The sequence below is a fragment of the Microbispora sp. NPDC049125 genome, from assembly GCF_040802045.1.
Lineage (GTDB): Bacteria > Actinomycetota > Actinomycetes > Streptosporangiales > Streptosporangiaceae > Microbispora.
The window spans coordinates 41,509-65,083 of sequence record NZ_JBEZDW010000007.1 but is presented as its reverse complement, the minus strand read 5'-3'; the positions used below and the strand labels follow the sequence as shown (position 1 = coordinate 65,083).

At 71.6% G+C, this 23,575-nt stretch carries 13 protein-coding genes; 1 reads left to right on the top strand and 12 read right to left on the bottom strand.

What is annotated here, in order from left to right; translation table 11 throughout:
- Positions 1–72: 72 nt before the first annotated feature.
- The gene (locus AB0B72_RS10965; protein WP_367738421.1) at positions 73–2,460 is read left to right on the top strand and encodes a tetratricopeptide repeat protein; all 2,388 of its coding nucleotides are present in this window, start codon (positions 73–75) and stop codon (positions 2,458–2,460) included.
- 37 nt (positions 2,461–2,497) lie between these two features.
- On the opposite strand, the gene AB0B72_RS10960 is transcribed toward AB0B72_RS10965, so the two are convergent.
- The 12 genes from AB0B72_RS10960 to mfd form a co-directional block, all read right to left on the bottom strand.
- A complete protein-coding gene (locus tag AB0B72_RS10960) occupies positions 2,498–8,779 on the bottom strand; it encodes an RHS repeat-associated core domain-containing protein (protein ID WP_367738420.1) in 6,282 nt (2,093 codons plus the stop codon).
- Between the two features lie 66 nt (positions 8,780–8,845).
- Complete coding sequence (locus AB0B72_RS10955; protein ID WP_367738419.1) at positions 8,846–12,100, bottom strand: LamG-like jellyroll fold domain-containing protein; 3,255 nt, start codon at positions 12,098–12,100, stop codon at positions 8,846–8,848.
- 277 nt (positions 12,101–12,377) lie between these two features.
- On the bottom strand, positions 12,378–13,184 hold the full coding sequence (locus AB0B72_RS10950) for a uracil-DNA glycosylase (protein ID WP_367738418.1): 807 nt from the start codon (positions 13,182–13,184) through the stop codon (positions 12,378–12,380).
- 79 nt (positions 13,185–13,263) lie between these two features.
- A complete protein-coding gene (locus AB0B72_RS10945) occupies positions 13,264–14,346 on the bottom strand; it encodes a hypothetical protein (RefSeq protein WP_367738417.1) in 1,083 nt (360 codons plus the stop codon).
- Between the two features lie 11 nt (positions 14,347–14,357).
- Positions 14,358–14,681, bottom strand: coding sequence for a PadR family transcriptional regulator (locus AB0B72_RS10940; protein ID WP_367738416.1), 324 nt, complete (start codon positions 14,679–14,681; stop codon positions 14,358–14,360).
- Between the two features lie 69 nt (positions 14,682–14,750).
- On the bottom strand, positions 14,751–15,701 hold the full coding sequence (locus AB0B72_RS10935) for an exopolyphosphatase (protein ID WP_367738415.1): 951 nt from the start codon (positions 15,699–15,701) through the stop codon (positions 14,751–14,753).
- The gene (locus AB0B72_RS10930; RefSeq protein ID WP_367738414.1) at positions 15,698–16,297 is read right to left on the bottom strand and encodes a DUF501 domain-containing protein; all 600 of its coding nucleotides are present in this window, start codon (positions 16,295–16,297) and stop codon (positions 15,698–15,700) included. Before AB0B72_RS10930 ends, AB0B72_RS10935 begins: the two co-directional genes overlap by 4 nt.
- Complete coding sequence (locus AB0B72_RS10925) at positions 16,297–16,704, bottom strand: septum formation initiator family protein (RefSeq protein ID WP_367738413.1); 408 nt, start codon at positions 16,702–16,704, stop codon at positions 16,297–16,299. Before AB0B72_RS10925 ends, AB0B72_RS10930 begins: the two co-directional genes overlap by 1 nt.
- A gap of 110 nt (positions 16,705–16,814) precedes the next feature.
- Positions 16,815–18,095 carry a phosphopyruvate hydratase gene (gene eno / locus AB0B72_RS10920; RefSeq protein ID WP_367738412.1) on the bottom strand — a complete coding sequence of 427 codons (1,281 nt, stop codon included), beginning with the start codon at positions 18,093–18,095 and terminating at the stop codon, positions 16,815–16,817.
- An 82-nt stretch (positions 18,096–18,177) separates the two neighbouring features.
- Positions 18,178–19,191: a MazG family protein gene (locus tag AB0B72_RS10915; protein ID WP_367738411.1), complete on the bottom strand. Its 1,014-nt coding sequence runs from the start codon at positions 19,189–19,191 to the stop codon at positions 18,178–18,180.
- A 34-nt stretch (positions 19,192–19,225) separates the two neighbouring features.
- The gene (locus AB0B72_RS10910; protein WP_367738410.1) at positions 19,226–19,864 is read right to left on the bottom strand and encodes a hypothetical protein; all 639 of its coding nucleotides are present in this window, start codon (positions 19,862–19,864) and stop codon (positions 19,226–19,228) included.
- Between the two features lie 73 nt (positions 19,865–19,937).
- A complete protein-coding gene (gene mfd, locus AB0B72_RS10905; RefSeq protein ID WP_367738409.1) occupies positions 19,938–23,435 on the bottom strand; it encodes a transcription-repair coupling factor in 3,498 nt (1,165 codons plus the stop codon).
- Positions 23,436–23,575: the final 140 nt, after the last annotated feature.

The window sequence follows — 23,575 nt, the reverse complement described above, 5'->3', positions numbered from 1 at the left end:
CGGGGATTTGATCACGTACGGTTCCGTTCCGGGGCGGACGATGCCGCCGATCCGGGAACGACGGGAGAGGCCATGCGAGGGGATGGCGACGGTGGGCCCGCTCATCTGGCATTGCGCATGGCGCTCCGCCAGCTTCGCCGCCAGCGAGGCCTTTCGCAGCGCGAACTGGCGCGTCCGCTGCATCTTGGGTCGCATAGTGCGATAGCGGACTACGAATCGGGACGCCGGCTGCCGCCGGCCGACATCATCACGGCCTACGAACGCCACTTCGCGTTGCAGGCCGGGCAGCTTCAGCGTCTGCGCGACCAGGCGGTGGCGGAGCGGGCAGCGGCCGAGGTCAGGGAAGCTCTCGCCGATGCCGGCTCCCACCAGGCGGACAGCGGCGCGGGCGAGAGGAACGACGCGGTCGTCCGCCGAACCGCGGAAAGAACCACCATCCCCCGGCAGCTGCCGATGGGGACCACCCTCTTCACCGGACGATCGGCGGACATCGCGAGACTCGACGAGATGCTGACCGGGAGGCCGGGCCCCGCGGCGGCGGTCATCTCCGCCATCGGGGGCATGGCCGGCATCGGCAAGACGAGCCTCGCCGTCCATTGGGCGCACCGGGTCCGTGACCGGTTCCCCGACGGGGAGCTGTACGTCGACCTTCGGGGTTACCACCCGACCGGCACCCCGTTGTCCCCCGACGATGTGCTCAACATGTTCCTCGGCGCTCTCGGACTTCCACGGGAGCGGATCCCCACGGGTCTGGAGCAACGGGCCGCGCTCTACCGGACGCTGCTGACCGACCGCACGATGCTCGTGCTCCTCGACAACGCTCGCACTGTCGAGCAAGTACGCCCGCTGCTGCCCGGCCGGGGCGGCTGCGTCGTGCTGGTGACGAGCCGCAGCAGGCTGACCGGGCTCGCCGCCCGGGAGGGCGCCCACCGCATCGTGCTCGACCTGCTCACCGCCGACGAGTCAGCGGAACTGCTGCGCCGCAGCATCGGGCGGGCGCGGGTGGACGCCGAACCCGACGCGGCTGCGGCACTGGCCAGGCACTGCGCCTACCATCCGCTTGCCCTGCGCGTAGCGGCCGAGCGGGCCAACGCACACGACCGCCCCCTGGCCGATACGGCGGCCGAGCTGGCGGATCGCCGCGCGCGGCTCGACGTGCTGGCTCCGGACGAGGACGAGACGACGGCTGTGCGCGCCGTCTTCGGCTGGTCCTACGACACCCTGTCTCCCGATGCCCGGCGGCTGTTCCGGCTGATCGGCCTGCACGACGGACCAGACATCGACGCCCGCGCCGCCGCCGCCCTGGCGGGAACCGGCCAGCGGGAGGCCGCACGGCTGCTCGGCCAGCTGACCGGAGCCCATCTGGTGCAGCAGACCGCTCCGGGCCGTTACCGGCTGCACGACCTGCTGCGGTTGTACGCCCGCGAGCGGGCCACCGAGGAGGACGGCGACGGGCTCAGGACGGCGGCCACCCGGCGGCTCGCCGGTTGGTACCTGCACAGCGCCTGCGCGGCGAGAGTCGCCCTCAGTCCCGGCCTTCCCCCCATGCGACCCGAACCCGTGGAGCTGGCGGTGCCCCCGATGTCGTTCGCGAGCCACGCCGAGGCGCTCACGTGGTGTGAAACGGAGCTCGCCAACCTGGTCGCCGCGACACAGGCGGCCGAGGCCGCCGGGCTGAACCGGATCGCCTGGCAGTTGCCCACCGCCCTGTACGGGTTCTTCGACCTGCGCAAGCACTACGGCGAGTGGGTCAGCACGCACCAGTTCGCGCTGCGCTGCGCCCGGCGGGTGGGCGACCGGGAGGCCGAAGGCCGCATCCTGTGCAACGTCGGCAACGCCTACCTGCCGATGCATCGCCTGGACGACGCGCTGGCGGCCTACCAGGAGGCCTTGGCGATCTTCCGGGAGGTCGGCTACCGGCAGGGCGAGGCGAAGGTCCTGGGCAACCTGGGCAGCACATATGACCCTCTGGGCCGGTGGGAGGAGGCCGCCGAGGCGCATCAGCGGTCTCTCCAGATCTTCCAGGAGATCGGCGACCGGTACGGCGAGGCCCTCACCGTCACCAACATCGGCGAGATGTACTTCCGCCAGGCGCGCTTCGCCGAGGCGGCCGAGCAGCACCGCCGCGCCATGGCCATCTCCCGCGCCATTCCCGACCCCCACGGGGACGCGCGGGCCCTGAGCAACCTGTGCGCCGCGCTCGCCGGTCTCGGTGACGCCGAGGACGCCCTGCGGTACGGGAGCGAGGCGCTTGAACTGTTCCGCTCACTCGGCGACCGCTACGAGGAGGCGATGCTGCTGACCCGCCTGGGGGACGTCCACGACGACCTCGCCGATCCCGCATCCGCCACTACCTGCCGCCGTCAGGCCCTCGCGCTGTTTCAGGAGATCGGCGACGACCGCCAGGAGGCCCGCCTGCGGGACCTCCTGGGGCCGGGGGTACCTCTCGACCGTTCGTGAACGGGCGGGACGGCGACATGCGCCGCCATCCCCGAGGTCACCGCTGCCAGGGGGGCTGGACCTGCCACGGCACGGGCTCCGTCGGACTCGGTATCCATCTTGGTATCTCGATCGAATGCCAATCGAGGCGCCCCACCCAATCACTCAAGAATGATAAAGAGGACACGGCAACGCCACCCATGATGCTGTTCCAGAGTTCTTCCCAATCCCAGGACTTGTCGGTGAGGGCCCAGTTGAGCGCGTAACCGGTGACCGCACCGACGCCTCCCACTATCAGACGGCACGCCCAGGACGCCGCGAGGAGGAGACCGCAGCCCCAGCCTGTGACGGTTGCGACAACGAAGGTCACGCCTCCGACCAGCAATTTGGTCCAGTTCGGCCCCAGCTCGTCGCCGATCTCATTCCCCTTCTGCTTGACGAAGTTCTTGACGTCTTTGAGTTTGTTCACGACCGCATCGCCGGCATTCTTCAGTCCGGAGACGGCTTTGCTGAACACGTTCTTGACGAAGTCTGCGAATGACTGGGCGCCCTGTGTGACCGCCTTCGTGAGGTCCTGGATCGTGTCGTGCGCCGACTTCCCCAAGGCTCCCAGTTCGTTCCTGCCCCAGTTGACAACGGCCTTCACAGTGGCGGCCACCCCTCCGGCGGCGGCTTTAACCGTGCTCTGCACCCAGTCCCATCCGGCCTGGGCCCAGCACCAGGGGTTCCATCCGCAGCCACCGCTCTGCTGTGGAGCCGGGGTGGAGGTGGGCGGGCCGAAGCCACCGCCTCCCTGGTTCCCCGGCGGGACCTGCTGCTGTTGCTGCTGGCCGGCGTCGCCGTCGCCGTCGCCGCCTCCCGGGCCGGTGAACATGGCGCCGGAAGGGTCGCTGAAGGTGACCGGATTGTTGGCGGAGTAGGCGTAGTCCTGGATCGCCTGCGGATCGCCGGCGTCGAGGACGGGGTCGGCGGAGACGAAACGCCCGCTGTGCGGGTCGTATTCGCGTGCTCCCTCGTGCACCAGGCCGTCCGGGTCGTTCACCCCCCCGACGAAGCCGTGCTCGTTGGTCCAGGTCACGTGCTGGCCGCGCTCCTCGCCGAACGGCGTCTGCCGCCGCCTGGTGTAGGCCTGGGAGCCGGTGGCCGCGATCGCGATCTGCGCCGTCTGCTGGTGGTCGGAGACCAGCCAGGTGACGCCCGCCGAGGTACGCTGGGCGACCGTCTGTCCTCCGTGCGAGTAGAACCGTGTGGTGGACAGGCGCCCGCCGGCCGACTCCAGCCGCAACTCCTGGCCTGGGAGGTAGAGCGTGGCACCCGCCGGATCCCGGCGGATCAGCCGGTCACCCGTGGGGCCGTAGACGAACGTGCTGCCGCCGCTCACGTCGGTGCTGCCGGCGAGGTTCCCCTCGGCGTCCCAGGTGAGCTTCTGGCCGCCCCCGCCGCCCGCGGCCGGGCGGGTGGTCGTGTTGCCCGCGGCGTCGTAGCCGTACGCGTCGGTCCGGGTGCCGCCTGAACCGGTCGTGGTCACCGAGAGCGGAGCGTGTGGCTGGGGCGACCCGGCTTCCGGGTACTGGTAGGTGGTCCGGACGTCTCCGGCGGGGGTCGCGTGGTCGACGGAGCTGATCCGGTCGCCCGAGGAGTCGTAGCCGAAGCTCTGCCAGTACGGGGCGGGCCCACCGAGAAGGGAGGCGCTGGGAGAGGGCGCGCAGCTCCCGTCACCCGGCGTCCACGCCTCAGTGAGCCGCCTCTTCGCGTCATAGGCGAAGCACTGGGTGTCGGCCTGCTGACCGGGCGGGGCGTCGGAGATCCGGGTCAGGTTGCCGGTCGGGTCCCAGGCGTAGCGGATGTCGGCGAGCGTCGACGGCGCGGTCTGCCGCACGACGAGCTGGCGGTCCAGCCTGCGGGTGGACTCGTCGTAGTAGTACCCGGCCTGTGCAATCGGGCCGCCGGTCGACATCGTGAGGACGGCCGCCTCGCCGAATCTGGTGTACTCGGTCGACGTGACGTAGCTCGTGGTGCCGGACAGGGTGGCCGGTCGTCCCGCGTCGTCGTACGTCGAGGAGACGGTCTCCTGCGGCAGGTCGCCCACTCCCGGGAGCGTGCTGGTGGACAGGCTCCCGTCCGGCTTGTACGTCGCCGTGTAGCGGTAGGTGCCCGCCAGGGCCCCCTCGGCGGCGGGGATCCCGATGCTCATGCCGGTGGGGCGGTAGCCCGCGTCGTATCCGGTGATCGCGGTGGTGTAGGCGCTGCCGTCGGCCCACCTCGTCGAGGAGGTGAGCTGCCCCTTCAGCAGCGTGTCGTACGTCCACTCGGCGAGCTTCGTCCCGGAGGCCGAGCCGTCGTACAGGGCGGTCCGCCGGCCGAGCGCGTCGTAGGCGTATGCGAGCGTCCTTCCCCGCCCGTCCGTGGTGGACGAGACGCGACCGGCGTCGTCGTAGGTCGCGGCGAGCCGTCCCTTGTCCGGGTCGTCGAGGCGGATCCGGCGGCCGGCGAGATCGTAGCCGTACGACCAGGTGGCACCGCGCGGGTCGGTGATGGTGGCGAGGCGGCCCTGTCCGTTGTAGGCGAAGGTCGTGGTGTCGTAGGAGCCGTCGGTGGTCGTGCCGGCATACTGGCGCACCTGCGTGACGCGGCCGCGGGCGTCGGTCAGCGTGCTCGTCGGCGTCCCGCCGGGCGGCGGGGTCACATCGGTGCGGTCCCCGCCGTACGCCGTGGTGGTGCGCCACTTCTCCACACCGAACGAACGGAAGACCGAGGCGACGGGACGGTCGGAGCCGTCGTACAGCGTCTGCGTGGCCCCGGGGATCTGGTTGTCGCCGTTGGCCGTGAACAGGGTCGTCCCGGGTGCGGCGTCGATGACGTAGGGGGAGGTGGTGGCCGACGCGCGGCCCGCGGTGTCGTAACGCGTGTCGGTGACGACGCCGCCCCCGGACGGCCCGGCGGCGGGCACCTGGGACTGCCGGCGGCGCAGCAGGCCGTCATACAGCTCGTAGCCGGTGACGTAGGAGCCGTTGGGGCCGAGGCTCTGGGTCGTGACGGCCACCGGGCCATTGGTGCGGACCAGATACTTGAAGGTGCTGTTGGCCGGCTGAACGCCCTTGGACCTCCCGGGCAGCCACACGGCGGTGGTGCGTCCCAGCGGGTCGTAGCCGAAGTCGGTGCGCCGCCCGTTGGGGTCGGTCACCCCGGTGGTGAGGCCCCAGGCCGGTTCGATGTCGGTGGTCGTGACGTGTCCGAGCGCGTTGGTGACCGTCGCGCTCTTCAGGGGCCCGCCGGCCGGACTGTAGGCGAAGGCGGTGTGGGCGTCCAGTGCGTCCCAGGCGTCGGTGATCCGTCCGTAGGAGTCATAGGCGCTGCGCGCCGTCGTGGTGTACGACGGCGCTCCGTCCGCCCAGTCCTTGAGGGACTCCACCCGGGTGACATCGCCCCTCGTGGGAGGAACGCCCCATGCCTGCCCGTCGTAGGAGGTCCGCGCGTCGCCGATGACGTCGGCGGCCTTCGCCGGTGTCTTGTCGCAGGCGAGGGCGTAGGTCTCGACCCGCGAGGGATAGGACGTGAGCCACGCCGAGGTGTTGCGGGCGTAGGTGTACCTGGTGCACTGGTCGTCGGACGCGTTCGCGATGTCGCCCAGGTCCTCCTGGCTGCTGATCATCCCGCTCGCGTCGTACGACATGGTGACCCGGGTCTGCCGGTATCCGCGCAGGCCGTCGAGTTTGATCCGATGGGTGCTTCCTCCGGTCTCGACGTAGCGGGCGGTGACCGTCACTCCGTTGACGGTGCGTGTGGCGGTGGGCGACGACCGCCACAGGTCGGTGATGACACCGCTGATCTCGGAGCCGCCCGGCCCGTCGTAGGTGATCGCCTCGCGGGGGCGGCCGGCGTACGCGTCGCTGTCGGCGACCGAACCGCCCCGGGAGTCCGCGACCGACACGTGGCGGGTGCCGTTGGGCAGATGGTCGCCGTCCATACCGCGGAAGTAGCGGGTCTCGCCGTAGGACTGCTCACCCGGGTCCCCCTTGGTCACCGCCACCGTCTCGTACCCCCGCCACTGCGACCAGGTCTTCTGGCCGGGCGGCGTCAGGCCGTCGTCGTCCGTGTAGTGCCACGCGGGGGTTCCCTTGTACGTGTACGTGGTCACCACTCGAGGGGCGCCGCCCGTATGGTCGGTCTCGGCGACCGCCGTGACCACGTATTTGTGGAACCAGTCGGCGACCGGGTCCGTGTAGCCCTGCGGCGTCCAGATCACGGGGTAGCACCGCATCGTGTTGGACTCCGGGGCAGACGGCATGCGACCGCCGGCCACGCAGTCCTGACCGGAGTAGGCGACGGAGATCTCGCCCCCGGTCTCGTTCCGGATGGAGGCGATCCGCCACCAGTTCATCGCGGGCGAATGGTCGACGGTGTCCACGCGGTTGGGCATCTGCACACCGGTGAAGGTCACGTCCGGAAGGGCGGACGTGCCTGCGACCAGCCCGGAGTGGCCGATGCCGGCGAGCCAGAGCCCCGCCATGGTTCCGTCACCGGGATCGGGGAAGGTGTGCTTGAACGTCCAGGACTCCACATCCCGATACGCCGAGCCGCCCCACACCTGGGTCGTCACTGAGGAGAGCCGTTTCGTGGTCCAGAACGTCGGCGAGCCGACGTAGCACGGGTTGCCCGTGCAGCTCTGGTCCCAGGGCACGTCGGGCCAACTGGCCGGGTGAGCCGAGTCGCAGGTCGTGTTGGGCAGGCATCGGTCGGCCACGGCGAACAGCACCCGCGTAGGCGCGGTGCCGTACTCGGCCGACGCGCGCGTCCCGTAGTCGGCCTCGGTGAGGTAGCCGCCGCGGACGTAGCCGGCCGCGTTGGTCGTGCTCAGGTTCCTCGCGTACTTGTTCGTCTCGGTCGCGTAGCGGTAGGACAGCGAGTTTCCATGGGGATCGACGACGTGGTCGAGGTTCCATCGCCAGGCCTGGGTGCAGGAGGAGGCGTCGAAGGTGGCCTGGTAGCAAGGCTCTCCGGGATTGTTGCCGAAGATCGGCATCGTCCAGGCCGCGTTGGTCTCCGGTTTTCCGCTCGTCCAGCCAGGGAGACGGTTGCGGCCGAAGAAGTACTGCGTGCCGTCGGCCGTGGTGACCTTCCAGTACTCCCCGTCGTTGTCGCCGTTGGTCGCGCCGGTCAGGTGCTCGATACGGGAACCGTCGTCGGTCCTTGGATGCCAGGCGCCGGTCGAGCCGTCCTTGATCAGCTCTACGGTGGTCCCGTTCAGCGACATCGTGGCGTTGTCGGTGGCCCAGCACTGGTCGCCGGTCTTGGCGGTGTTGTTGGCGCCGCTGCCCATGTCATCGGCGCAGGACTTGTAGCGCCGCTCGATGTAGCCCGGCCACATCTCGAAGCCCTCCCCGATCCAGGAGGGCTGGTTGTTGGAGGCGGCGTGCCGGCCGTCGACGCTCTGGGACGAGTAGCTGAGGCCGAGCGAGGGCTGGGGGCCGCCGAGCGATGGCGGTACGCGCAGCGGGTATCCCCAGGAGAAGTCTCCCGACGGTCCGCCGGCCGTCCAGGTGCCCGAGGGCGACAGGGTGGTGGCCGCGAAGCTGCCGGTGGGGCCTGAAGGCCCCGCGGCCACCGCGAGCAGCGTCCCGGCGCCCGCCGCCGCGGTCACTTCGGCGCTGACGCTCCCGTCCGCGTTTCTGGCGGCGAGCGGACGCGCCTGGCAGGAGGGTGACTCCGGGGTGTCCAGAGCGCAGTCCGGCAGGGCCTCCAGATGCAGTCGCTGCGCCCAATCGGCCCCGAAGGCCGCTCGGAACGCGCGGTAATCCACCTGGACGCGGACCGGCGCGGGTCGCGTGCCGCCGTCGGCCCTGGCGACGCGCAGCAGCAGGGCGTTGGGGTGCGCCCCTGCGGTCTGGCGATGGTCGAGCACGCGTACCGTCACCTTGTCCGGGGGCGTCGTATCAGCGGCCGGGACGCCTGACGGATTGAGAAGCCCGCTGCCGGAGGGCATCACCGCCGCGATCGTGACCGGCAGCGTGCCGGCGCGGACCGGCGTCGCGGCGGCTCGAACGCCGAGCCCGGCCACCGGCGCTTCGAGGTCGGCCACAGCCTCGGCGGCGGCCGGCCAGACGGGGGCGGCGGGCGCGCCATGCAGGGCGTGCGCCGCCGCCGGGTCGGCGCCGAACGGCTTGGCCGTCCCGGCCACGCCCCGGACGACGTGCTCGTCCTGCGCCTTCAGCCGCTCGAAGGCGGGGGCGGGCTTCGCGTAGGCGGGCGCCTGCCCTGACAGCGAGGCGAGCACGACGGCCGCCGAGACGAGAGCCACCGGCCGGACGAGCCGACGGAGGGAGAGCAGCCGCGGTTGCATGGGAAACCTCCGGGGGGACTGCTACGCGGACGGTCGAGGAAAACGACGCGGATCGAGCGCGGGAGGTCACTGGTTGAACAGGTCGACGATCTGGCCGTCTGACAGCGCGCCGAGGTGGACGCGCACGTGGTCGATGTCGCCCTTCCACGGGTCGGCGACGTTGCCGTTGTAGCGGGCCTGTCCCACGGTCAGCGGCCCGCCGGCGTTGAACGCGGTCACCCCCGCCGCCGAACCCACCTGCTGCCCGTTGACGTACAACCGGGCCTCCCGCCTGCCCGCGTCGTAAACGCCGACCAGGTGGGTCCAGGTGTTCGGCGCGGGCGCCGTGGACGACCTGGCCGCCCACGCCGTCGGTTTGTCCACGTCCTTGCTGTGCACCGCGAAACACCATCGATCGGCCGACTTGTCGTACTGCAGGAAGAACGCGCATGTGCGGGTGGCCTGCTGGCAGACCGCCGTGTGATACGCGCTCGAGTCGGACAGGCGGACCCAGGCCGAGACCGTGAAACTCTGGTCGGTCAGGACGACCGGGCCCGCGGCGGTGAGCGACCCCGTGCCGTCGAAGTGCGCCGCTCCGCCACCGTCGTGCCCGCTCGCGGGCTCGAAGGTCACCCCGCCGGACGGCGCCAAGGGGTGGTTCAGCCCTGAGGAGTCGGCGCCGTCAGAGGTGAGGTCCCAGGCTCCGGAAAGGCGTGACCGCTCCGCGATGGCCGCGATCTCGTCGGGATAGACGACCCTGTCCCATACCCGTACGTCGGTGATGTCGCCGGGGAAGTAGCTGATCACGGAGCCGTTGAACTTCTCGGCCCCGATGAGCAGTGGCCCGGTGGCGTTCCAGGAGATGCGCGTGCTTCGGGTGCCTGCCTGGCGGCCGTTCACATAGAGCGTCAACGTGCCGGCGGCGGAGTCGTAAGTGCCGGCCAGATGGGTCCAGACGCCCAGGAGCGGCGCGTCGGGCGCTTCAGCACGGGAAGCCGTCGGGTCCTTGGCGTCGGCGTCCTGCGTGCCGATCGCCCAATGGCCCTCGCCCTGGTCGAACTGAAGAATCATGCCGCTCGCGGTGGAACCGCCCTGGCTCACCACCGTGGCCCACCGTGCCGCGGTCAGGCGAACCCATGCGGACACCGAAAAGCTCTTGTCGGTGTCCACCACGGGGCCGGTCGTCGCGGCGTGCCCGCTGGTGCCGTCGAAGGCCACCGCGGCGGCGGGGGTCATGGTCCTGTCGGACGTCCACGCGGTTGTGCCGGTGAGGCCGGCCGGGTGGCCGTCGGCGGACGAGTCGTCGAGTGTCGATCCGCCGCCCTCGTTCATCGCCCAGTGGGCGACGGGTGCGCTGCCGCCGCCGACGTAGTAGATGTAGGCGCGCATCGGCGACAGGTTCCCGGCGCGGTCGACCGACCGCACGTACAGGGTGTTGATCCCCACCGCCGTAGGAGTGACGCTGATCGTGGCCCCGCCGCCGAGAGTCGTGGCGGGAACCTCCGTCGTTGGCGGATCGGCGCGGCCGTACCGGTAGGCGACGACGTCCGTGACGCCGGCGGCGTCGAGGGCGAACGTTCCCGCTGTGCCCCGGCCGCCGTGGAAGTCACCGTCGCCGGGGTAGTCGGTGGATGTGACGGCCGGCTGGACGGAGGGCGCGACCGCGTCGACCGTGAAGGCGCACTGCGCCGACGCGCCGGAGGTGTCGGTGCCGTCGCCGGCTTTGGCCTGCCAGTAGTAACTCCCGCCGTCGGCCAACCTCTCCGGCGGCACCTTCATGATGGCGCGGCCGCCGGAGGCGACGTTCGACTGGACGACCTTGTCGGTCTCGGACGTCGTGCCGCTCCTGATGGCCCAGTACATGCTGACGCTCAGCATCTGACCGGCGTCGGGATCGGAGACAGCGGCGCTCATCGTCGGCTGCCTGCTTCCCACGAAGGTCCCTGCGCCGCAGGGCTTGCCGTCGATGGTCAGCTCGCTGGGCGTGTTCGGCACCGAGTTGTAGGTGACGGCGATGGACGGGCTGGTGTCGAACCGTTTCCAGCCCGAGTAACTCGTCTCGTCCGCGGCCCGCAGCCCCACGGTCAGATCGGCCCACTTGTCGGCCGCGGCGTCGCGGACGATGTTCGTGGTGTCGAACTCCACGGAACCGTCACCGCAACCGAAGTTCTCGTTGCCCTTGGCCACGTTCGCCGTACCGATCCTCTGCTTCCAGGCGGGCTGGTTGTTCCAGGTGCTCCCCGAGCTGATCCCACCCGTCCACCAGAGCTCCACGACGCTGGCGGAGCAGGAGTAGGACCACTTCTCGGTGATCTGAAAGGTCGCCTTGAGGATGTGCTTGCCGCCGATCTTGGAGGTGTTCATCCGGAAGAAGGCCCGAGCCCGGGTGTTGTACGTAGGGTCCCGGCCGACCAGCACCTTGCCGTTGCCGTTGTCGGCGAGCGTCCCTCCGTTCCAGAAAGCGGTCCCCGGGCTCTGCTCGAGGACGTCGGCCCAGGCGAGCGAGCCCGCGCTGTAGGAGGGGTCGATGGTCACCGGGAAGCGTGTGGCGGGGTCGGCGAGCATCGCCGCATCGGGCCGCAGCAGGATGGCACCATCGCGGACGGCCACACCGACGTCGGCCTGGGCAGGCGAGCCACCGGCGCCGGGCCCCGCATCCCACATGCGGGGTGGCGGGGAGCTGAAGGCCATCCGGCCGGCGTGGTCGCGGGCCACCAGTCCGCCGTCGCGGGTGACGGAGAGTTCGGCGCCGGTCAGGCGATAACCGAAGCGAATCTCGCGAAGGGCTGGGTTGGACGCCGCCTCGCGCGAGGCGACCACCAGTCGCTCTGAGAATCCGGCGTCATCCGCGCGCAGGACCAGATCCACGCCAGGCAGGACCTGCCGGTAGGTCGCCACGTCGCCCGTCAGCACAGGGGTCGGCAGGTTTGCGGGCCAATCGATCGTCATCTTCCAGCCCTGGCCCGCCATCTCGGCCAGTGGACCGGAGCCTCCCGGGGAGAACGTCACGGGGGTCGTGGTCGCGGTCGTCGTGATCGCGTGCGCGGCGCGACGGAGTGTGGGGTCTACCGGCACCCAGCCGCCGTCCCGCCGGACGTGGATCGGCCGGCTGTGCTCCTCCGCGGTGAAGGTGCCGTCAGGGTTCGCGTAGACAGACCCAGTGGCCGACTGCTCCCCTTCGACCTCGACACGACGGCGCCAGGCGCGTGCGGACGATACGGCCCACGCCTCGTCGGCCTGCTCCGCCGGTCCGGTGGAGCCGGGGACACCGAGGAGGGCCGTGGGGGGTGGCGCCGTGCCCGCCCACACCGGATCGGTGCATGTCGCAATCGTGCAGATCATGCTGCTCAGCAGTAACAGGGTGATCGATACACGTCGACGAGGGCGCTGCAGGGGCATCTGGTCTCCAGGGCTCCGACTCACTGCGCCATCCCATCAAGGGGCGGGGACCCGACCAACGTTTGCGTAATGTCCGCGACCAAACGCAGACCACGCAGTCGCAGGACCCGCCGTCGTCCGCTCGCCAGGACGCACGCAACGAGGCCGGCGCGAGAGCCTCCCAAGAGGCGAAGTCCGCGTCACAACGGCCGAACCGAACGTCACACGCGAACGAAGGAAATCAAGCGGCAGATCGGCCGGCGAGCTCGACGGCCCGCGCGAACACCGCGTCGAGCATCTCCGCCGTGACCCGGCCGGTGAACGTGTTCTGCTGGCTCGGGTGGTAACAGCCGAGCAGCGTGACCGGCGTCGCGCCGTACGCCATGAGGGCCTCGGCGCCGTGCCCGAACGGCGGCCTGCGCGGCGGCAGCGCGAACCCGGCGTCCCGCAGCGCGGGCCAGACCGCCTGCCAGGCGAAGCCGCCGAGGGCCACGACGACCCGGGTGGAGCCCGCCGTCATCGCCAGCTCCCGCGACAGCCAGGGAAAGCAGGTGTCCCGCTCCTGCGGCGTCGGCTTGTTCGCCGGCGGCGCGCACCGCACCGCCGCGACCATCCGCGCCCCGATCAGGCGCTGGCCGTCGCCCGCGTGCGTGCTCGTCTCCTGTACGGCGAGGCCGGTGCGGTAGAGGGACGCGAACAGCCAGTCGCCGCTGCGGTCCCCTGTGAATATCCGGCCGGTGCGGTTGCCGCCGTGGGCGGCCGGGGCCAGCCCCACGATGAGCGTGTGCGGCCGTTCGTCGCCCCATCCCGCGATCGGGCGACCCCAGTAGGTCTCGCCGGCGAACGCCCGCCGCCGCACGTCGGCGACGTCCTCCCGCCATTCGACCAGGCGGGGGCAGGCCCGGCAGACCGACTGCCGGGCCGTCAGCTCCGCGAGCGTACGGCTCTCGGCCGCGAGCTTGGCGACCTCGTGGGCGTCGTGAGCGACGGGGGTGCCGGGCCCGGCCGGGTCGCCCGGCCAGCCGGATCCTGGAGGAACGAAGCTCATGACATCGATCGTGCCAGCTCCGCCGTCATGCCCCCGCCACAACCCGGACGGCCTCTGAAGGTCGCCGGCCGAGACCCGGTCATCCCCCGCTATGGCTGGGGCTCCCGCTCGGGCGTGAGCTCCGGCCCGGACTCGCGCTCGGGCTCGCGCTCGGGCTCGGGCTCGGGCTCTCACTGGAAGACGGTACGGGCGACGGGCTGAGGCTCTCAGTGGCGCTCGGGGCCGAGGACGGCACGGGCGCAGGGGCCGCGGGAACGCAGGGCAGCCCGGTCGCCTCGTCGATTCGCCGCATCGGCTCCCCGTCCACGGGCACCCAGCCGATGGGACGCAGCGGAAGGGGATAGGCGTTGCGGAGGGGTGGCTCGCCCTCGCACGGGACGGCGATCGCCTGCCCGTTCGCCTCCGGGTCGACCAGGAGAGGCCGGCCCTCCTGGTCGTAGAGGCGCACGTTTCGCAGCGGCGTGCCGTCCTCGGCGTACGGGAAGATGTTGGAGACGTCACCGCTGGTCAAGGTCGCCGCGTTCTCCACCCGGAAGGCGCGCGGCGGGGCGGAGTCGTAGTCCAGCGCGATCCGCCCCCCTGCCGCGGAGTGACCGCCCTCCAGCATCGACCCGAGCACCAGGATCGCGGCGACCGCGTTGGCGGCGACCAGCAGCGTCCGTTCCCAGCGCGACGCCCCCGGCGCCGACCTCCGTCCCAGCCACACCGAGGCCCAGATGACGACGAGCGTGAAGACCCACGCCACCGGATCGCCGGGGGCCAGGCCGCCGCCGGACCCCGCCGCCGCGGCGACGGCCACACCGATCGCGTAACCGCGCAGCACCCACCAGCCCGGCCGCAACTCGGGAGCGAACGCCGCCGCCTGCCGGTAGACCGGCACATCGAGCAGCCGGGCGTGCGCCCGCCCGAACGCGGTGGACAGGCCCGCCATCGCCCGGCCGGGCACCCGGAGGCGGGGCTTCGCGGGGCGGCCCCCGTAGGCGGCCCGCAGTTCGGCCGCGTACGCCTCCGGGGAGCCGAGGCGCTCCTCGAGCGGCATCCCCGGCTCGGCGGCGACTTCGGCGAGATGATCGTCCAGATCCTCCAGCAACTCTTCCCTGTCGGAGGCGGGCAGGTCGGCGAGCGCCTCGCGGACGGCGTCGGCGTACTCGCTCGGGCTCATCGGGGGGATCGTCACGAGGCACCCTCCAGGAGGTCGTTCATGGTGGCGGCGAACGCCGCCCACGTCTTCGCCGACGAGGCGAGCAGCGAGCGGCCGACGTCGTTGAGGCCGTAGTACTTGCGGTGCGGGCCCTCGTCGGAGGCCACCACGTAGGAGGTGAGCGCGCCGGCCTTGAACAGCCGGCGCAGCGTGCCGTAGACGGAGGCGTCGCCGACGTCCTCCAGGCCGCCTTCGCGCAGGCGCCGTACGACGTCGTAGCCGTAACCGTCGCGCTCGGCGAGCACCGCGAGGACGGCGAGGTCGAGGACCCCTTTGAGTAGCTGGCTGCTGTCCACGCACCGCACAGTACTACGCAATGCGGAATAGTGGCAAGATCTCTTTCCCGGCCGTGGGAAGGGGGTGCGTCAGACGAGTGACCAGGCGATTCCGTCGAGGATGTCGTGCTCGCTCACGACGACCTCGGCGAAGCCGTACCGGCGGACGATGCGGTCGAGGATCAGCGCTCCCGCGCCGATCACGTCCACCCGGCCGGGGTGCATCACCGGGATGACGGCGCGCTCGTCATGGGTCATCGCCAGCAGGCGCGCGGACACGTCGTGCACCTGCCCGGCGGGGATACGCGAGTGGTGGATCCGGGCCGGATCGTAGGCGGGCAGGCCCAGCGCGATGCCCGCCACCGTGGTCACGGACCCGGCCAGGCCGACCAGCGTCCGCGCCCGCCTGACCGGCACGGCGGCCTCGACGCGGTCCATGGCCGCCTCGATGTCGTCGATCGCCGCCTGTACGGCGGGCCCGGCCGGCGGATCGTCGCGCAGGTGCCGCTCGGTCAGCCGCACGCAGCCGATGTCCACGGACAGCGCGCCCTCGACGGACGCGGAGCCGACGACGAACTCCGTCGACCCGCCGCCGATGTCCACGACCAGGTACGGCGTGGCCCCCCCGGCAGCCGCCGTGAGGCCCCGGGTGGCGCCGGTGAAGGACAGCCGCGCCTCCTCGTCGCCGGTGACCACCTCGGGATCGACGCCGAAGATCTCCCGGACCCCGGACACGAAGTCGCCCCGGTTGGCGGCGTCCCTCGTGGCGGAGGTGGCAACGACGCGGACCGGCGTCGGCCCATCCCCGGGCGCCGCGTGCTCCTTGATCAACTTGGCGTATCCGCGCATCGCGGTGAACGTCCGCTCCAGCGCCTCGGGCGCGAGCCGGCCCGTTCTGTCGACGCCCTGCCCCAGCCGCACGATCTCCATCCGCCGCTCGACATCCACCAGCGCGCCGTCCACCAGCGCGCCGTCCGTGACGTCGGCGATCAGGAGGCGGACCGAGTTGGTCCCGCAGTCGATGGCCGCGACCCTCGTCACCGGCCCTCCCCGGCCTCTCGCACCTCTCGCACCTCTCGCGCCTCTGTCGCCTCGGTGGCCGGGGTCGCCTCGTCCTGCGCGGCTGCGGGCGCCACGCACGGCCCGTCGGCCCACCAGTCGGGCAGCGCGTCGAGAGCCTCCCTGCCGAGCGGGTTCGCGCCGGGAACGGCGAGCTCGTGGGCGACCAGGGCGTGCAGGCACTTCACGCGGCCGGGCATGCCGCCCGCGGTCTGCATGTCGCGGGGAAGCGGCTCCAGGCCGTCGGCCTCCGCGGCGCTGTCACGCCGCGCGGCGTAGTCCTCGTGCGCCGCCAGGTAGGCCTCGGCGAGCGCGGGCTCCTCGGCCAGCCTGGCCTGCATGGTTCTCATCAGGCCGGACGACTCCAGCGTGCCGATGGCCGAGGCCGCCCGAGGGCAGGTCAGGTAGAACAGCGTCGGGAACGGCTCGCCGCCGGGCAGGCGCGGCGCGGTCTCCAGCACGTCGGGCAGCCCGCAGGGGCACCGGTGGGCGACGGCCCGCACCCCGCGCGGCGGCCGCCCGAGCTGTGCCCGCGCCGCCGCCAGGTCCGCCTCATCCACCACGGTCGAACTCCTCATCAGCTTCCGTTCGCCTCCACGGCGGCGCCCTGCCCGTGGTCGGCCGCCTCGACGGACTGCCACAGCGTGACGTACCACGCGGGTTTTCCGGGCTCCTTCGCCCCCGCCTTGGCCGTGTCCGTCCCCGCCGACCGGTCGAGGACCACGTAGCACTTCGCGCCGGGCTCGCACATGTGCAGCCGCTCCTTGGCCAGGCGCTTGATGTACTCCGGGTCCTCCAGCCGGCGGCGCCGGTCCTCCAGGTTGCGGAGCTTGCGCAGGGCCTGCGCCTGCTGCTCCTCAAGCTGGGCGATCTGCCGCCGCTGCGCGACGTACTCGCGCACGGGGTACGCGAGGCTCATCGCGATCGCGCACACCACGACCGCGAGGATCGCCGCGCGGCCGGTCAGCTGAGGTCGTCTCGCCAACGACAGCCACCCCTCCCGGTCACGTACGGCGCGGATGCCCCAGGCCTCGCGCCACCCCGTCGTGCCGGGCCGTCACGGCCCGGCACTGTCGCCAGCCCCCGCCTTGCCCGCTAGCGCTGGAAGCGGGGGAACGCGCCCCGGCCGGCGTAGCGGGCCGCGTCGTCGAGCAGCTCCTCGATGCGCAGCAGCTGGTTGTACTTGGCCACCCGGTCGGAACGGGCCGGGGCGCCGGTCTTGATCTGCCCGCAGTTGGTCGCCACGGCGAGGTCGGCGATCGTGGTGTCCTCGGTCTCGCCGGAGCGGTGGCTCATCATGCAGCGGTAGCCGCTGCGGTGGGCCAGGTCGACCGCGTCGAGGGTCTCCGACAGGGTGCCGATCTGGTTGACCTTGACGAGCAGGGCGTTGGCGGCGCCCTCGGCGATGCCGCGCCCGAGCCGCTCGGGGTTGGTGACGAAGAGGTCGTCGCCGACGATCTGGACCTTGGAGCCGAGGGACGCGGTGATGGCCTTCCAGCCCTCCCAGTCCTCCTCGTCCAGCGGGTCCTCGATCGACACCAGCGGGTAGGAGCGGACCAGGTCCTCGTAGTACGCGATCAGCTCGGCGGCCGACAGGCCCTTGCCGTCGATCGTGTAGACGCCGTCTGAGTGGAACTCGGTGGCGGCGACGTCGAGCGCGAGCGCGATGTCCTGGCCGGGCGTGTAGCCGGCCTTCTCGATGGCCACCAGGATCAGGTCCAGCGCGTCGCGGTTCGACGGCAGGCTCGGCGCGAAGCCGCCCTCGTCGCCGAGCCCGGTGGCGTAGCCCTTCTCCTTCAGCACGCCCTTGAGCGTGTGGTAGGTCTCGGCGCCCATCCGCAGCGCCTCGGAGAACGTCTCGGCGCCGATCGGCGCGATCATGAACTCCTGGATGTCCACGTTGCTGTCCGCGTGCGCGCCGCCGTTGAGGATGTTCATCATCGGCACGGGCAGGACGTGCGCGTTCGGGCCGCCCACGTAGCGGAACAGCGGCAGGCCGGCGCTCTCGGCGGCGGCCTTGGCCACGGCCAGCGAGATGCCGAGGATGGCGTTGGCCCCGAGGTGCGCCTTGTTGGGCGTGCCGTCCAGGTCGATCATCGTCTGGTCGATGATCCGCTGCTCTTCGGCGTCGAAGCCGACGATCTCGTCGGCGATCTCGTCGGTGACGCCGAGGACGGCCTTCTCGACGCCCTTGCCGAGGTAACGGCCCTTGTCACCGTCACGCAACTCCACGGCCTCGAACTGACCGGTGGAGGCGCCGCTCGGAACGGCGGCACGGCCGGTGCTGTGGTCGTCCAGCAGGACCTCGACCTCGACCGTGGGGTTGCCCCGGGAGTCGAGAATCTCGCGGGCGGTAACGGCCTCGATGGCAGCCACGAACGCTCCTAGCAAAATCGCGGGCGGTTTGCTGCACGAGCCTATCGGTCCTCACCGCCCGGCATCGCGAGGCCCCCGCGATTCAGGGCGTGGCGTGGCTCTCCCCGTGGCTCTTACCGTGCGCCTCCCACTCCTCGACCCGCCGGCGGTACTCCCTGGCGGCGGCCCGCAGCTCGGCCTCGGGGTCGAGCCCTTCCTCCTGGGCCTGCCGTACAAGCGCGAAAAGGCGCGCGCCGGTCGCGGAGGGAAGGTCCTCGCCGAGCGAGGCGGGGGCCCCGGCGCGGCCGGCCCGGCGCAGGAGCTGCGCGGCGAGCGAGAGCGCCGGCTGCCCCATGGGCACACCGCTGAGCACCGAGCCGCTCTGCCCCTTGGCGGCACGCTCGGCCGCCTTGATCGTCTCCCAGTTGTCGCTGACCTCGCCCGCGCCCGACACGCGTACGTCCGCGAAGACGTGGGGGTGGCGGCGCACGAGCTTCTCGACGATGCCCGCGGCCACGTCGTCGATGTCGAAGCCCTCGGGCTCCTCGCCCGCCTCCTCGCCTGGCGGGACGATCCGCTCCTGGGCGAGCCGTGAGTGGAACACGACCTGGAGCAGCAGGTCGCCCAACTCCTCGCGCAGCGCGGCGTAGTCGCCCTGGTCGATCGTCTCAAGCACCTCGTAGGCCTCTTCGACGAGGTACGGCACCAGCGAGTCGTGGGTCTGCCTGCGGTCCCAGGGACACTCCCGGCGCAGCCGGTCCATCACCCCGACCAGGTCGAGCAGGCGGGCCCCCGGCAGGTCGTAGGAGCCGGGGACCACCTCGATGACCGGCGGGTCGTCCAGGGAGATCGCCGCGTGGCCGACCGCCCGCATGAGGGCCTCGTCGCCGTCCTGCGCGGCCAGCCAGACGATCGTCTCCGTACGGCTGTCGCGGGCGAGCGCCACCGGGTCGGGGGTGACCACGCCGACCCGGACGCCGGCCTCCTCCAGGTACGGCAGGACGGGATGCGCCGGGGAGCCGGTGAGCACCCGCCCCCCGGCCAGAGCCGCCCACGCCGCCGGGGCGAGCAGCCCGGGGGCGACCCGGGGCGACGTGGTGACCACGATCAACGGCATGGTCCCACCCTAATCAGGGGCGTCGCGGCCGGTGTCAGGACTGCGGAGGAGCGGCCTGGGCCGCGGGCTGGGCGGCGCCGACGGCGCCGAAGCGGTCGTCGGCGACGAATCCCTGCTGCGGGTCGAACTTGCCGTACCGGGGGCTGAACCGCACCGGGACCGCCGAGTCGGCCTCCTGGGTCACCTTCTGCGCGGCCGCCTGCTGGCTCTGCTCGTCGGCGCCGCCGCCGGCCTGCTCCGCCAGCTTCTGCCGGATGACGATCGCGCGGATCGCGTTCTCACGCTCGGACAGCGGGATGGCGTTGCTCAGCAGGATCTGCTCGATCGACAACGGCGAGCTCTGGGACTTCAGGATGGCCTGCTGGGTGTCGTCGATCTCCCGCTGGGTGACCGTGACGCCCTTCATCCGGCCGAGCTCGATGAGCTGCCGGCTGTTGGCCATGTTGAACAGCATCATCTGCGGCAGCGGGAGGGCCAGCTGGAGCTTGTCCTCAGGGATCTTGTAGGCGGCCAGGTCCTTGCGGAACGCCCGGATCTGGCTGTCCAGGTCGCTGGAGGTGATGCGCTCCTTGCCCACGATGGCCGCGGACCCGGCCTGCACGGGGCCACACGCGGTCAACGCGACAGCGGCCGCCGCCAGCGCCGCGGCGACGCGCACTCGATACGACTTCACGAACGATCCTCCCGACGACACCGGCCAGGCAATTGTGCCGATTTTCCACGTTCCCGCAATCCGGATCCGCGGGTCACTGTACCCGCATCGGTTCGAGGAACATCGCCTCGACCAGGTCCCCGCACCATTTCAGCAGGTCGAGGTCGCGTAGCGGCTGCCCGCCGATGGGCCGCGTCTTGGGCACCGGCACGAGCAGGATCTCGGTGGCCTGCTTGTGGATCGACCGGGGATACAGCCGCTGCAGGCGCACCTGCTGGGAGTCCTTGAGCGCGACCGGGGCGAGCCGGATCTGCTGGCCCTGCAGCGTGACGTCCGTCAGCCCCGCCTTGCGCGCCCTGATCCGGAAGCGCGCCACCTCCAGCAGGTTGTCCACCTCCTGCGGCGGCCTGCCGTACCGGTCGTTCAGCTCCTCGCGGACGGCGGCGATGTCGTCCTCCGAACCGATCGCCGCGATCCGCTTGTACGCCTCCAGCCGCAGCCGCTCCGACGTCACGTAGTCGTGCGGCACGTGGGCGTTGATGGGCAGCTCGACCTTGACGTCCGGCCGCTCCTCCACCCGCTCCTCGCCGGTGAGCTTGGACTTCTGCTCCTGCACCGCCTCCGCCATCATGCGGACGTACAGGTCGAACCCGACCCCCGCGATGTGGCCGGACTGCTCGGCCCCGAGGATGTTGCCCGCGCCGCGGATCTCCAGGTCCTTCATCGCGACGTACATGCCGGCGCCCATCTCGGTGTGCTGCGCGATCGTGGCCAGCCGCTCGTGGGCGGTCTCGGTGAGCGGCGCCTCCGGCGGATAGAGGAAGTACGCGTAGCCGCGCTCCCTGCCCCGGCCGACCCGGCCGCGGAGCTGGTGGAGCTGGGACAGGCCGTAGTTGTCCGCCCGGTCCACGATCAGCGTGTTGGCGTTCGGCACGTCGAGCCCGGACTCGACGATCGTGGTGCAGACGAGAACGTCGAAGTTGCGCTCCCAGAAGTCCACCATGATCTTTTCGAGCTGGGTCTCGTTCATCTGGCCGTGCGCGACGGCGATCCGCGCCTCGGGGACCAGCTCGTGCAGCCGCGACGCGACCTTGTCGATGGTGCGCACCCGGTTGTGGACGAAGAACGTCTGCCCGTCGCGCATCAGCTCGCGCCGGATCGCCGCGGCGATCTGCTTCTCGTCGTACGGCCCGACGAACGTGAGGATGGGGTGGCGCTCCTCCGGCGGGGTGAGGATCGTCGACATCTCCCTGATGCCGGTGAGCCCCATCTCCAGCGTCCGGGGGATCGGGGTGGCCGACATGGCGAGCACGTCGACCTGGGTGCGCATGTGCTTCATGGCCTCCTTGTGCTCGACGCCGAACCGCTGCTCCTCGTCCACGATGATCAGCCCGAGGTCCTTGAACTTGACCTCCGGCGACAGCAGGCGGTGGGTGCCGATCACCAGGTCGACCGCGCCCGCCCTGAGCCCCTCCAGGGTCTCCTTGACCTCCGCGTCCGTCTGGAACCGGGAGATCGGCTTCACCGTCACCGGGAAGCTCGCGAACCGCTCGCCGAACGTGGACAGGTGCTGCTGCACGAGCAGCGTCGTGGGCACCAGGACCGCCACCTGCTTGCCGTCCTGGACGGCCTTGAACGCGGCGCGCACCGCGATCTCGGTCTTGCCGTACCCGACGTCGCCGCAGATCAGCCGGTCCATCGGGATGGGCCGCTCCATGTCGCGCTTGACCTCGTCGATCGCCTCCAGCTGGTCGCCGGTCTCGGCGTACGGGAAGGCGTCCTCCATCTCGCGCTGCCAGGGGCTGTCGGAGGCGAAGGCGTGGCCGGGGGAGGCCATCCGGGCGGAGTAGAGCCGGATGAGCTCGCCGGCGATCTCCCTGACCGCCTTCCTGGCCTTGGTCTTGGCCTTGGCCCAGTCGGCGCCGCCCATCCGGTTGAGCGTCGGGGCCTCGCCGCCGACATACCGGGTGACCTCGTCGAGCTGGTCGGTCGGGACGTAGAGCCGGTCGCCCCTGGCGTACTCGATGACCAGGTACTCGCGGGTCGCCCCCTGGACGGTCCGCTGGACCATCTCGACGTAGCGGCCCACGCCGTGCTGCTCGTGCACCACGTGGTCGCCGACCTTGAGCTGGAGCGGGTCGACCATGTTGCGCCGCCGGGACGGCAGGCGCCGCATGTCCTTGGTCGACGCCTTCTGCCCCACCAGGTCGAGATGGGTGAGCACCGCGACGTCGGGGGTGACGAAACCGTGGTCGACCAGGCCGGTGGCCACCTGCACGACGTCCCGCGGAGGCGCCTGTTCGAGCGACGGGACCAGCCGCGCCGCCACGTCCACGCCCTTCAGCAGCTCGACCATGCGCTCGGCCGGGCCGTGGCCCTCGCTGAGCAGCACGACGGCGCGGCCGGAGCCGAGCCAGCCCTTGATGTCGGCGAGCGCGCGCTGGGTGTCGCCCCGGTAGGCCTCGACGTCCTGCGCGTCGACCTCGACGCCCTCGCCGAAGGGAGCGATGCTCCACCAGGGCTGGCCCAGCTCCCTGGCGTGGTCGCGGACGTCCTCCAGGGTGTGGAACGCGGCCGCCTGCAGGTCGATCGGCGCCTCGCCGCCGACGGCCGCGGCGATCCAGGACGCCTCCATGAACTCCTGGCTGGTGCGGACGAGCTCGACCGCCCGGCCGCGGATGCGCTCGGGGTCGCAGACGAAGACCGACGACCGTACGGGCAGGTGGTCGAGCAGCAGGTCCATGGCGCCGGCGAGCACCGGGGCGAACGCCTCCATGCCCTCCACCGGCACGCCCTCGGCCAGCTGGTCGAGCACGTCACGCAGCGCCGGGTGCTCCTCCCCCAGCTCGCGGGCGCGCCGCCGTACGTCGTCGGTGAGCAGCAGCTCGCGGCAGGGGGCGGCGAACAGGCCGTCCTGGGCGACCTCCAGCGAACGCTGGTCGGCCACCTTGAACCAGCGGATCTCCTCGATCGTGTCGCCCCAGAACTCCAGCCGCAGCGGGTGCTCCTCGGTGGGCGGGAAGACGTCGAGCAGGCCGCCGCGCAGCGCGACCTCGCCGCGCTTCTCCACCATGTCCACCCGGTGGTAGCCGTTCTGGACAAGCCGGGCGACCACGTCGTCGAGGTCGGCGTCGTCCCCGGCGCGCAGCCGTACGGGCTCCAGGTCGCCGAGACCGGCCACGATCGGCTGCAGCAGCGAGCGGACGGGAGCCACCACGACCCTCAGCGGCCCGGCGTTGGCGTCGCCGGCGACCGGATGCGCGAGCCTGCGCAGGACGGCGAGCCGCTGGCCCACCGTGTCGCTGCGCGGCGACAGGCGCTCGTGCGGGAGCGTCTCCCACGCCGGGAAGACGGCCACGGAGCTCTCGTCGATGAGGCTGGTCAGCGCGGCGGCGAGGTCCTCGGCCTCCCGACCGGTCGCGGTGATCGCGAGCACAGGCCGGACGCGCGAGAGCGCCGCCACCGCGAAGGGCCGCAACGCGGGCGGCGCGAGGAGGTCGGTGCCGGGATCGGCGGGTTGCCTGGCGGCTTCGAGCGCGGCGGCGAGCGCCGGTTCTGCGGAGACCAGGTCGAGCAGTCCGGAAAGAGACATTGATGCCTTCAGAGCCCCACGACGGCAATCGAAACAGGCCCGGGCCGAGCCGGGCCGGGACACCTAGGCTACGCCCGTCCACCGGTGCGCCGCCCAGCGGTCGCCGGACGCGCCACACGGGACGTGCGGCGACTCTCAGG